Annotated in this window: 15 protein-coding genes; all 15 read left to right on the forward strand. The window is 30.7% G+C overall.

Annotated features, from left to right (window positions below):
• The first annotated feature begins 103 nt into the window (after positions 1–103).
• Positions 104–634 (forward strand): ATP-dependent protease subunit HslV, encoded by a 531-nt coding sequence (hslV, locus tag TCEL_RS04410; RefSeq protein WP_018661547.1) that lies wholly within the window; start codon positions 104–106, stop codon positions 632–634.
• A gap of 19 nt (positions 635–653) precedes the next feature.
• The gene (gene hslU / locus TCEL_RS04415) at positions 654–2042 is read left to right on the forward strand and encodes an ATP-dependent protease ATPase subunit HslU (RefSeq protein WP_018661549.1); all 1389 of its coding nucleotides are present in this window, start codon (positions 654–656) and stop codon (positions 2040–2042) included.
• A 16-nt stretch (positions 2043–2058) separates the two neighbouring features.
• Positions 2059–2838 (forward strand): GTP-sensing pleiotropic transcriptional regulator CodY, encoded by a 780-nt coding sequence (gene codY, locus TCEL_RS04420; RefSeq protein WP_018661551.1) that lies wholly within the window; start codon positions 2059–2061, stop codon positions 2836–2838.
• Positions 2839–3035: 197 nt separating this feature from the next.
• Complete coding sequence (gene rpsB, locus TCEL_RS04425) at positions 3036–3734, forward strand: 30S ribosomal protein S2 (protein WP_018661553.1); 699 nt, start codon at positions 3036–3038, stop codon at positions 3732–3734.
• Positions 3735–3799: 65 nt separating this feature from the next.
• Positions 3800–4717: a translation elongation factor Ts gene (gene tsf, locus TCEL_RS04430; RefSeq protein ID WP_018661555.1), complete on the forward strand. Its 918-nt coding sequence runs from the start codon at positions 3800–3802 to the stop codon at positions 4715–4717.
• 87 nt (positions 4718–4804) lie between these two features.
• Entirely contained in the window at positions 4805–5515 is a 711-nt protein-coding gene (gene pyrH, locus TCEL_RS04435) for a UMP kinase (protein ID WP_018661557.1), read from the forward strand.
• Between the two features lie 18 nt (positions 5516–5533).
• Entirely contained in the window at positions 5534–6091 is a 558-nt protein-coding gene (gene frr / locus TCEL_RS04440) for a ribosome recycling factor (protein WP_018661559.1), read from the forward strand.
• Positions 6092–6093: 2 nt separating this feature from the next.
• Positions 6094–6279 (forward strand): hypothetical protein, encoded by a 186-nt coding sequence (locus tag TCEL_RS04445; RefSeq protein WP_018661561.1) that lies wholly within the window; start codon positions 6094–6096, stop codon positions 6277–6279.
• A gap of 77 nt (positions 6280–6356) precedes the next feature.
• Positions 6357–7121, forward strand: a complete 765-nt coding sequence (locus tag TCEL_RS04450; RefSeq protein ID WP_018661563.1) for an isoprenyl transferase — start codon at positions 6357–6359, stop codon at positions 7119–7121.
• Between the two features lie 13 nt (positions 7122–7134).
• Entirely contained in the window at positions 7135–7923 is a 789-nt protein-coding gene (locus tag TCEL_RS04455; RefSeq protein WP_018661564.1) for a phosphatidate cytidylyltransferase, read from the forward strand.
• Positions 7924–7927: 4 nt separating this feature from the next.
• Entirely contained in the window at positions 7928–8863 is a 936-nt protein-coding gene (locus TCEL_RS12760) for an AI-2E family transporter (protein ID WP_018661566.1), read from the forward strand.
• Complete coding sequence (locus tag TCEL_RS04465; protein ID WP_018661567.1) at positions 8860–10005, forward strand: 1-deoxy-D-xylulose-5-phosphate reductoisomerase; 1146 nt, start codon at positions 8860–8862, stop codon at positions 10003–10005. The genes TCEL_RS12760 and TCEL_RS04465 overlap by 4 nt, the downstream gene beginning before the upstream one ends.
• A gap of 12 nt (positions 10006–10017) precedes the next feature.
• Positions 10018–11028, forward strand: coding sequence for an RIP metalloprotease RseP (gene rseP, locus TCEL_RS04470; protein WP_018661568.1), 1011 nt, complete (start codon positions 10018–10020; stop codon positions 11026–11028).
• Positions 11029–11045: 17 nt separating this feature from the next.
• The gene (gene ispG, locus TCEL_RS04475; protein ID WP_018661569.1) at positions 11046–12095 is read left to right on the forward strand and encodes a flavodoxin-dependent (E)-4-hydroxy-3-methylbut-2-enyl-diphosphate synthase; all 1050 of its coding nucleotides are present in this window, start codon (positions 11046–11048) and stop codon (positions 12093–12095) included.
• An 18-nt stretch (positions 12096–12113) separates the two neighbouring features.
• The gene (locus tag TCEL_RS04480; RefSeq protein WP_018661570.1) at positions 12114–12740 is read left to right on the forward strand and encodes a glycosyltransferase family 2 protein; all 627 of its coding nucleotides are present in this window, start codon (positions 12114–12116) and stop codon (positions 12738–12740) included.
• The last annotated feature ends 10 nt before the right edge of the window (positions 12741–12750 follow it).

A 12750-nucleotide genomic window follows, 5' to 3' on the forward strand; every position in this document is an offset into this window, starting at 1 on the left:
TGCATTATGTTTTTTAGTATGTTATATTTATATTGCAGATGGGAAATAAACAATTCAAAAAATTAAAAAAATTGTTTTAAGCTTTGTATTGGGGGTTATTTGTATGTTTAGAGCAACGACTATTGTTGCTGTTAAAAAGGGAAATTGTGTAGCAATTGCAGGTGATGGACAAGTAACTTTTGGTGAAAGTACTATCATTAAATCAACTGCAAACAAAATAAGAAAGATTTATAACGATAAAGTATTAATTGGATTTGCAGGTTCTGTAGCAGATGCATTTTCACTGGCAGAGAAATTTGAAGATAAGCTAGTTGAGTTTAATGGAAACTTAAGAAAGGCAGCAGTAGAACTGGCTAATTTTTGGAGAAGCGATAAAGCCCTAAGAAAGTTAGAGGCTTTGATGATAGCAGCAGATAAAGAAACGCTCCTTATTATATCTGGTGGTGGAGAAGTTATAGAGCCTGATGATGGAATTGCTGCAGTTGGATCAGGTGGAATGTATGCTTTAGCTGCGGCAAGGGCATTGATGCATAATACGGATTTAACTCCAAAGGAGATAGCTTATAAATCACTTGTAATTGCTTCTGAGATATGTGTTTATACAAATAGCAATATTAATGTGTTGGAATTATAAGCTGAGGGGGATAAGGTATATGAAACAGCTTACTCCTAAAAAGATTGTTGAAGAATTAGATAAGTATATAATTGGACAAGAAGAAGCTAAAAAAATGGTTGCCGTGGCTTTAAGAAATAGATATAGAAGAAGGCTAGCACCAGAATATATAAAAGAAGACATAATACCTAAAAACATATTAATGATAGGACCAACTGGAGTTGGTAAGACAGAGATTGCAAGAAGACTGGCTAAATTGGTTAATGCCCCTTTTGTAAAAGTAGAGGCCACTAAATTTACTGAAGTAGGTTACGTTGGTAGGGATGTGGATTCAATCATTAGGGATTTAGTAGAAAACTCAATAAGGCTAGTGAAGGAAGAAAAATTTAAGGAAGTAGAGGAGAAGGCATTAGAATTAGCAAAACAAAGAATTGTAGATGTTATTGCGCCACTTCCAAATAGAAAAAACAACAAAAACCCATTTGATTATATTTTCGGATTTCAAAACGATAATAAACATGTAACATATCATGAAAGTGACGAGGAGATTAATTTAAAACGTCAACAGATTATGCAACAGCTTGAACAAGGATTACTTGATAATATGGAAATAGAAATTGAATTAGAAGATAATGCGGCATTGCCTTTTGAGGTAATTGCAGGTGGCAATGTAAGCGATCTAAACATTAATTTTGAAGATATATTAGGGGGAATTTTCCCTAAAAAGAAAAAGAATAAAAAGGTTAAAGTAAAAGAAGCTATAAATATATTTAAAAATGAAGAGGCCAATAAACTTCTTGATATAGATGAAATAAATAAAATTGCTGTAAAAAGAGCAGAAGAAGATGGAATAGTGTTTATAGATGAAATTGATAAAATTGCAGGTAGAAATAATACCCATGGCCCAGACGTCTCAAGGGAAGGAGTACAGAGAGATATACTTCCAATAGTTGAAGGCAGTACAGTAAATACAAAATATGGGCCAGTAAAAACTGATCATATTTTATTTATAGCAGCTGGTGCCTTTCATGTTTCTAAAGTATCAGATTTAATACCTGAACTTCAGGGAAGATTTCCTGTAAGGGTTAAACTAAATGATTTAACTAAACAGGACTTTATAAAAATCTTAAAAGAGCCAAAGAATGCTTTAATTAAACAGTATATTGAGCTTTTAAAGGTTGAAGGTATAGAACTTGTATTTACAGATGACGGAATAGAAGAAATTGCTGAGATCTCTTATAAGATGAATTTGACTAATGAAAATATTGGAGCTAGAAGGCTTCATACTGTTATTGAACAGGTATTACTAGATATATCTTTTGAAGCTCCAGACGTTGAAGATAAGACTATTATAATAGATAGAGAATATGTTAGAGAAAGAACAAAAGATCTAATAAAAAATACTCAAGAAAAAAACTATATAATATAGAAAGGAGAAGGTGATTATGTATAGTTTACTAGAGAAGACAAGAATTTTAAATAAAATACTACAAAAGTCAGCTACTGAGCCTGTTGTGTTTAACGATATCTGCAAAACTTTAAGTGATGTTATGAACTGTAATGTATATGTTGTAAGTAGAAAAGGAAAAATACTAGGATATCAAATAAGAGATGAGTTTGAGTGTGAAATTGTTAAGAATACTATTATTAAAGAACAAAAGTTCCCAGAAGAATACAATAATAGCCTATTACAAATTAATGAAACTAAGCCAAATGTTAAGTCCAAGGGAATATGTGTATTTGAAAATGATGTTAAGTGTCTTTTCGAAAACAAGATAACAACAATTGTACCAATTATAGGTAACAGAGAAAGATTAGGAACATTACTTATAGCAAGATTTGGTGAAGAATTTACAGATGAAGACCTAGTACTAGCAGAATATAGTGCTGCAATTGTAGGTATGGAAATTATAAGATCAAAACAAGATGAAATTGAAGAAGAAGCTAGAAAGAAGGCAGTAGTTCAATTAGCAATAGGTACACTTTCATATTCTGAACTTGAAGCGGTTGAACATATCTTTAATGAGTTAGATGGTAATGAGGGACTACTTGTAGCAAGTAAGATTGCAGATAAAGTAGGCATAACAAGATCAGTTATAGTTAATGCACTAAGAAAATTTGAAAGTGCTGGAGTAATAGAATCAAGATCATTAGGTATGAAGGGTACTCATATAAAAATATTAAATGACAAATTATTAGAAGAATTAAAGAAGCTAAGAAGCTAATTTTTAGCTTCTTTATTTTGACTAAAAATGAATAATTTTTTCTTTATTTGTTAAAATAATTATTGATATTATTAAAAAGGTGTGTTATACTACTAATCGTGAAAAAACACACACTCTACAATTTTTAAAAGGGTGCCTGTAATAAGGCCTTTTAAAAAAATGAGTAGAGTGGAGGAATAAAACCAGGAGGTGCCTTTATGTCAGTTATTCAAATGAAACAACTATTAGAAGCTGGTGTTCATTTTGGACATCAAACAAGAAGATGGAACCCAAAAATGGCTGAGTACATCTTCACTGAAAGAAATGGAATCTACATCATCGACCTTCAAAAGACAGTAAAGAAGTTAGAAGAAGCTTATGAATTCGTTAAGAATGCAGCAGCAGAAGGAAAGGAAATACTATTTGTAGGAACTAAGAAGCAAGCTCAAGATTCAGTTAAGGAAGAAGCCATCAGATGTAATATGCACTATGTAAATGAAAGATGGCTTGGAGGTATGTTAACAAACTTTAAGACTATAAAGACAAGAATAGCTAGACTTGCTGAACTTGAAAGAATGGCTGAAGATGGAACATTTGATCTACTTCCAAAGAAGGAAGTTATCAAGTTAAAGCATGAAATGGAAAAACTTCAAAAGAACTTAGGTGGTATAAAGAACCTTAAGAAGCTACCAGACGTTCTATTTGTAGTTGATCCAAGAAAGGAAAAGAATGCTGTTGCAGAAGCTAAGATACTTGGTATTCCAGTAGTTGGTATAGTTGATACTAACTGCGATCCAGATGATGTAGACTATGTAATTCCAGGTAACGATGATGCAATAAGAGCAGTTAAGCTAATTACTTCAAAGATAGCTGATGCTGTTCTTGAAGGAAGACAAGGCGAACAATTTGCAGAATAATATTAAAAGGTAAGGGTAAAGGGTATCTTAACCCTTACCTTTAATAACATAAGGAGGAATCGGGTATGCAAATTACAGCTAAGATGGTAAGTGAACTTAGAGAAAGAACAGGCGCAGGAATGATGGATTGTAAAAAGGCTCTTGTTCAAGCTGAAGGTGATATGGAAAAAGCTATTGAAATTTTAAGAGAAAAGGGATTAGCAGCTGCTGCTAAGAAGGCAGGAAGAGTAGCTGCTGAAGGTGTTGTTGAAACATACATAACTGAAGATGGTAAAGTAGGTGCAGTTGTAGAAGTTAACTGTGAAACAGACTTTGTTGGAAAGAATGAAGACTTTGTTAACCTTGCTAAGAATTTAGCAAAGCAAGCTGCTTTATCATCAGCTAAAACAGTAGAGGAAATATTAGAAGAAAAGTACATAGCAGATGAAAACATGACAGTGAGAGAAGCTATAACATCACTAATAGCTAAGCTTGGCGAAAATATGACATTTAGAAGATTTGAAAGATTCAACGTTGAAAATGGTGTAATCATGGACTACATCCATGGCGGTGGAAGAATTGCAGTTATGGTTCAAGTTGAAGGAGCTAACAATGAAGTTGCTAAGGAAGTTGCTAAGGAATTAGCATTACAAATAGCTGCAGCAAATCCATTATATCTTGTAAAAGAAGAAGTACCACAAGATGTAATTGAAAAGGAAAAGGAAATATACAGACAACAAGCTCTAAATGAAGGTAAGCCAGAAAAAGTTGTTGAAAAGATGGTAGAAGGAAGACTACAAAAGTATTTCAAAGAAGTATGTCTATTAGAACAATTATGGATAAGAGATCAAGACAAGACAATAAGAAAGTTTGTTGAAGAAAAATCAAAAGAAGCAAATGCCGAACTTGTTGTTAAGAAGTTCGTAAGATTTGAAAAGGGTGAAGGTATAGAAAAGAAGGAAGAAAACTTTGCAGAAGAAGTTATGAAGCAAGCAAAAGCGTGAATCTAAAAGAGAACACACCTGTGTTCTCTTTTTTTAAGAAGGATATTTTTATATTTTGTTGAATTTAATTATTGGAGGTAGTAAAGAATGACAGCTCCAAAATATAAAAGAATTATGATAAAATTAAGTGGAGAAGCCCTTGCTGGTGAAAAGGGTTATGGATTTGATTTTGAGGTTATCAAGAGAATTGCTCAAGAAATCAAGGAAATTGTTGAAATGGGTGTTGAAGTTGGTTGCGTAGTTGGTGGAGGCAACATTTGGAGAGGTAGAAATGGTATAGACATGGATAGAACAACAGCAGACTATATGGGGATGCTTGCAACCTGTATAAATGCTATGGCACTTCAAGACTCATTAGAATCAATTGGCGTTAAGACTAGAGTTCAGACAGCTATTGAAATGAGAGAAATTGCAGAACCATTTGTTAGAAGAAGGGCAGTTAGACATTTAGAAAAAGGAAGAGTTGTTATATTTGCTGCTGGTACAGGAAATCCTTACTTTTCAACAGATACAGCAGCTGCATTAAGAGCTGCAGAAATTGAAGCTGAAGCTATTTTATTAGCTAAAAACGTTGATGGTGTTTATGACTCAGACCCAAATGTAAATAAAGATGCTAAGAAATTTGATAGGTTAACATTCATGCAAGTTTTAGAAAAAGAATTAAAGGTAATGGATTCAACAGCTACATCATTATGTAAGGACAACAATATACCTATAATAGTATTTGCATTAGATCAACCAGGAAATATTAAGAGAGCGGTTTTAGGTGAAAATATTGGGACTGTTGTTGAAAATTAATTATAAGGAGGTTAATTTATGATTAAAGAAGTAATAGTTGCTTCAGAAGAAAAAATGAAAAAATCAATTGAGCTACTTAAAAAAGAACTTCAAGGTCTTAAGGCAGGAAGAGCAAATGCGGCAATGCTTGATAAAATAACTGTTGATTATTATGGAACACCAACTCATATTGCACAACTTGCTTCCATATCAATTCCTGAACCAAGGGTTTTAGTTATTCAACCATGGGATAAAAGTGTAATAAAAGAAATAGAAAAGGCAATCCAAAAGTCAGATCTTGGTATTAACCCAACAAATGATGGTCAAGTTATAAGACTTGTTATTCCAGAACTTACTGAGGAGACAAGAAAGAATTTAGTAAAGGTTGTAAAAAAACATGGCGAAGATACAAAAGTTGCAGTTAGATCAATTAGAAGAGATGCTAATGATAAGCTAAAGGCATTAAAGAAAGAAGGAAATTATTCAGAAGATGAAATTAAGAGAACTGAAGAAGAAGTACAAAAATTAACAGATAACTTTATAAAGGAAATAGATAAGTTGGTTGAAGCTAAGGAAAAGGAGATAATGACTGTATAATTATGGAAGTAAAGAGGTTTTTAGGGTATAGATTAGATAAAGTTGAAGAGGTATTGAAAGAAAAGGGGATTAAATACGAGTTGGTATTTACAAATAATCCCAAGAATGTACTTATTGGAGAAGAAAAAAGAGTAATTAAAATCAAAGATTTGAATGATAAAATAATCATTTATTATTCATACTTTTAAGTAAGAATTAAATAAAATTTTTATGCCAAAGCTAATAATAAGGCTTTGGCATAAAAATTTATTAATGGGAGGTAGCAATGTTTCAATTTGGTAAAAAAAAGACTCAGACTACACAGAATTACTATGAATTAATTGATAAAAATAATATACCAAAACATATTGCAATAATAATGGATGGTAATGGTAGATGGGCTAAAAAAAGAAACATGCCAAGAACTTTTGGACATAGGGCAGGAGTAGAAACAATAAGAGAAGTTGTAAAGGCTTGTTCGGAATTAGGGGTAAAATATTTGACTTTATATGCATTTTCAACAGAAAATTGGAAAAGGCCATCTGAGGAAGTTGGCGCACTGATGAATTTATTAGTTGAATACTTAAGGGCAGAGGTAGAAGAACTACATAAAAACAATGTTATTGTAAATTCAATAGGGGATATTTCTAAATTGCCACAAATTTGTCAAGATGAATTAAAGAATGCTTATGAAAAAACAAAAAATAACACAGGTCTAACGCTTAATCTAGCGTTAAACTATGGAGGAAGAGATGAGATAAAAAATGTTGTTAAAAAAATAGCTCAGTTAATCGAAAAAGGTGAATTAAATTCAGATCAAATAGATGAAGAGTTAATTTCAAAATATTTATATACAGCAAATATGCCAGATCCAGATTTATTAATAAGACCAAGTGGTGAATATAGGCTAAGTAACTTTTTATTATGGCAAGTTGCATATACTGAATTCTGGTTTTCAAATATTTTTTGGCCAGATTTTAAGAGAGAACACTTATACCAAGCCATATACGATTATCAAAACCGTGATAGAAGATTTGGAGGTATAAAATAAAGAAGGTGAATATATGAAGACAAGAATCATTAGTGCTATAGTTGCTATTCCATTACTACTTTTTTTTGTTATTTCTGGGGGGACAATATTAAAGTTAGGAGTTGGTATTGTAACAGCAATTGCTTTATATGAATATATCAACGCATATAAATCAAAATTTCCTATAATATCTTTTCTTTTAATTGCTTTTTTTATAATTAACCAATTAATTATGTTTACTTCTGATATATCACAATATAATTTGATCTTAATATATCTTTTATTTTTACTTTCAATGGCTTATCCAATATTTAGTAAAAAATACACAGTAATTTCTTCAGCACTAACAGTAATAGGATACATATACATCGTTAGTTTCTTTAATTTATTAGTTAAAATAGATCAATTTAATAATGGACATAGGTTAATCTGGATAGTATTTATTATAGCATGGTGCTGTGATACGTTTGCTTATTTTACAGGAATGGCATTTGGTAAAAGAAAGTTATGTCCAGAAGTAAGTCCTAAGAAAACTATAGAAGGATCCATAGGGGGAATTTTAGGAAGTATAATAGGCTTATTTATATGGAAATATTTTAATAGGACTATTGATGTTACATATATTGAGCTTATTATTTTAGGTGCATTTGGTGCAATAGTTTCACAAATTGGTGATTTGTCAGCATCGCTTATAAAAAGATATGTTGGAATTAAAGATTATGGTAATATTATGCCGGGACATGGTGGTATTTTAGATAGATTTGATAGCATACTATATGTTATACCAATCGTATATTATTATATAGCATTCTTTTTAGGTTGATTATATGAAGAGTAATTTAAGGGCAATACTTAAGATAATAATAATTGATATAATAGTTATTATTATTCTTAAGTTATGCCTTGTTTTTTTATGGCCCTTTTTAATAGCACTATTAATATCATTATTATTGGAGCCAATGATAAAAAAATTAATACAAATAAAATTTAGTAGAAATATTGCAGTGACAATATCTTATGCAAGTATAATAGTGACTATTTTTATACTATCATTTGTTTTTATTAAATACATTTTGGGTGAGATAAATATATTGTATAATTCTCTATCAAGTAAATTTGAGATAGTTAATTTAAACTCAATTGCAAAAAGTATACCTAATTTTCAAAATTATACTGGTTTATTATTAAATAGAACATTTGTTACTATTAATAATTTATTTGATGTGTTTATTGTCCTTTTAATAAGTATAATTTTAAGTTTAGATTTTGATAAGCTGGTAAGCAATTTTATTACGAGTTTTGAAAGTAAATATACTATTTGTTTAATTAACGCATTTATAAAGCTTACTAGCATAACTTTAATAGAGTTTAAATTAGCTTTTGTATCAACTATACTAACCATAGTTGGTTTTTATATATTACGTATAGAAAATGCATTAACTATAGGATTGATTTGTGGTATACTAGATTTGCTACCTGTTTTAGGACCAGCGTTAGTATTTATACCATGGAGTGTAATTGCTTTTATAAATAAAAATTACTTTTTATCCGTTGGATTAATTAGCTTATACATACTTTTACAAATAATAAGAGAAGTTTTGCAGGTTAAAATGGTTGGAAATACATTAAAAATACATCCAATAATTTCGCTGTTTTCTTTATATGCAGGAGTTTTGATTTTTAAACTATGGGGAATTATTTTTGGACCGTTTATGGTTATATTTACAAAAGAATTGATAGATATAGAAAGGAGAATTCTATGAAAAGACTAACAATATTAGGTTCAACCGGTTCAATTGGTACTCAGGCATTGGATGTTATTAGAAATAAAAAGGATGAATTTAAAGTTGTTGCAATTTCAGCTAATTCAAGTGTAGACAAATTAATTAAACAGATAGAGGAATTTCAACCTGAATATGCAGTTATAATGAATAAGGATCTCCTTCAAACAGTAAAAGATAAGGCCGAAAAATATGGAACTAAGGTACTAACAGGAATAGAAGGATTAGAATACATTAGTACTTTAGATAATGTTGATATGGTTTTAACTTCTGTTGTTGGAATGATTGGATTAAGACCTACTATAGCTGCAATTAGAGCCGGAAAGGACATTGCACTTGCAAATAAAGAAACATTAGTTGTTGGTGGGAGATTAATAAAAGAGGAGTTATTAAAATCAAAATCAAGAATTATACCCGTTGATAGTGAACACAGTGCTCTTTTTCAATGTTTAAATGGAGAAAATAAGGAAAATATAAATAATCTAATATTAACTGCATCAGGAGGACCATTTAGGGGAAAGAAGAAAAGTGAACTAGATGATGTTTCGCCAGAGATGGCTTTAAAGCACCCAAGGTGGAACATGGGAAGAAAAATATCAATAGATTCAGCAACACTTATGAATAAAGGATTAGAAGTTATTGAGGCCCATTATTTATTTGATGTAGATTATGATAACATAAAAGTTATAATACATCCTCAAAGCATTATACATTCCATGGTTGAATTTAAAGATGGATCAATTTTAGCACAGTTATCAAATACAGATATGAGACATCCAATTCAATATGCATTAGAATATCCAAATAGAACAGAATCACTAATAGGATATCTTGATTTAATAAAGAATAATACATTAACATTTGAGCAACCGGATCTAGAAACATTTGAATGTTTAGAGTTAGCATACAAGGCTGGTAAAACTGGAGGCACAATGCCAGCAGTTTGTAATATAGCTAATGAAGAAGCAGTAGAATTATTCTTAAATAATAAAATTAAATTTTTAGATATACCAAAAGTAATTAAAGAAGCTATGAATAAATTTGATGTTAAATACGATTTTGATTTAGATTATATATTTGATTTAGAAGAGAAAGTAAGAGAATTTGTAAGAACAATTATATAGGGTGGTGTTTTTATGCAAACATTTTTAGCTACAGTATTTGTATTTGGATTATTAGTTACAAGCCATGAATTAGGACATTTTATTACTGCTAAATTAGCAGGAATAAAGGTTTTAGAATTTGCCATAGGGATGGGACCAAAGCTGTTTGGATTTAAAAAGGGAGAAACTAATTATTCATTAAGAATTTTACCACTCGGTGGATATGTAAAAATGCTTGGAGAAGAAGGAGAATCAAATGATCCAAGGGCATTTTGCAATCAAAGTCCATGGATAAGACTTATAGTTATTGTGGCAGGAGCATTTATGAATTTTGTTATTGCAGTAATTCTTTTTGCTATTATTGCAATGAATACCGGAATAGTTAAGCCAATAATAAGTGAAGTTGAAAAGGGATATCCAGCATATAATGCTGGTATTAAGGTTAATGATGTGATAATAGCTGTAAATGGAAAAAAGGTAAAGATGTGGGAAGATTTCGTATTAACTATTTCTGAAAATAAAGATAAACAAATCAATTTAACTATCAAAAGGGATAATGTAATTAAAGAATATAATATTAAGCCAGTATATGACGAATCAAGAGGGAAATATTTAATAGGTATTGTACCAACTGTTACTAAGGGTAATTTGATTGAGGCAATAGGAGACGGGTTTAATAAAACAATTTTTACAACAAAACAAATGGGATTATTTTTAAAAAGAGCTCTTAGGGGGCAGATTTCATCTGAGGATGTAGGTGGACCTGTTGCAATAGTTAAGATGTCAGGTGAGGCTGCAAGGTATGGGTTGTTAAGTCTTTTATCATTTGCAGCTCTTTTGAGTATAAATTTAGGAGTAATTAATCTTATACCATTTCCTGCACTAGATGGAGGCTGGGTTATTATATTGTTATTTGAGGGTATAACTGGTAGAAAAATAGATGAAAATAAGATTGGATTGATAAACCTAATAGGATTTACTATACTAATATTATTCGCTATATTCATAACATATAAAGACATAATAAGATTTAAACTACTTTAATTGGTAAGGTGAGTATAATGAATAGGAGAAAAACTAAAAAGATAAAGGTTGGTAATATTTTTGTAGGCGGGGATGCACCAATTACTGTGCAATCAATGACAAATACTGATACAAGAGATGTAAAAAGTACTGTAAATCAAATAAAACAGCTAGAAAAAGAAGGATGTGAAATAATAAGAGTTGCTGTTCCTGATATGGAAGCTGTTGATGCAATAAAGGAGATAATAAAGCAAATTAAAATACCTCTAGTTGCTGATATTCATTTTGATTATAGATTGGCAATAAAATCATTAGAAAATGGTGTTAATGCACTTAGAATTAATCCAGGAAATATTGGCGATGAAAATAAAGTTAAAGAAGTTGTAAACGCTGCAAAATACTATGGGGTACCCATAAGGGTAGGTGTTAATTCAGGTTCTCTTGAAAAAGAATTGTTAGAAAAATATAAAAGACCGTGTCCACAAGCGTTGGTGGAGAGTGCTCTAAAGAATGTTGAGATATTGGAGAAATATGGATTTTATGATATTGTTTTATCTGTAAAATCATCAAATGTTGTAGAAATGGTTGAAAGTTACAGATTGCTTTCAAAAAATACTGATTATCCTCTACACGTTGGAGTTACAGAGGCAGGTACAAAATTTAGTGGAACTGTAAAATCGTCAATAGGTATCGGTGCATTGTTATTAGATGGTATTGGAGATACAATAAGAGTTTCATTAACAGATGATCCTGTAGAAGAAGTAAGGTTGGGTAAAGAGATATTGCAGGCATGCGGTGTTCGTAAGTTTGGTGTTGAAATAATATCATGTCCGACTTGTGGAAGAACAGCTATAGACTTGATAGGACTTGCAAATAAGATTGAAAAAGAATTAAAACATATAAATAAGCCAATTAAAGTTGCGGTAATGGGTTGTGTAGTAAATGGACCAGGTGAAGCTAAAGAAGCAGACATAGGTATTGCAGGTGGGAAAAATGAAGCTTTGATATTTAAAAAAGGAGAAATAATCAAAAAGGTTAAAGAAGAAAATATAATAGAAGAATTGATAAATGAGATAAATAAATTATAAATACTAGGGGGAAATAATATGAAAATTGATTGTATTATTCCTGCTTATAATGAGGAAAGAACGGTTGGGGAAGTTATAAATGTTGTAAAAGAAGTTGAAATTATTAGAAATATAATTGTTGTTAATGATGGCTCAACTGATAATACAGCTAACATTGCAAGAGAAAAAGGTGCAACAGTAATAGAAAATCCCAAAAATCTTGGTAAAGGTGGAGCAATCAAAAATGGCATAGAAAATACTGATGCAGATATTATACTTCTATTAGATGCAGATTTAATAGGATTAACCAAAAAACATGTTATTGATTTGTTGACACCTGTAATGAATGATGAGGCTGATATGACAGTAGGCATATTTTCAAGTGGAAGACTTGCTACAGATTTAGCTCAATTTGTTGCCCCTAATCTTTCAGGCCAAAGGGCACTAAAGCGTTATGTTATAGATACTATGGATAATTTAGATATGACAAAATATGGTGTAGAAGTTGCATTAACTAAACATGCTTCTAAGATGAAATATAGAGTAATAAATGTTGAATTAAAAGATATGACACATATAATGAAGGAAGAAAAATTGGGATTAAAGAAGGGAATTAAGGCTAGGTTAAAGATGTACTATGATATTTTAAGATGTCTTAGGACATAATTAGGAGGTT

The organism is Thermobrachium celere DSM 8682 (assembly GCF_000430995.1).
Lineage (GTDB): Bacteria > Bacillota > Clostridia > Clostridiales > Caloramatoraceae > Thermobrachium > Thermobrachium celere.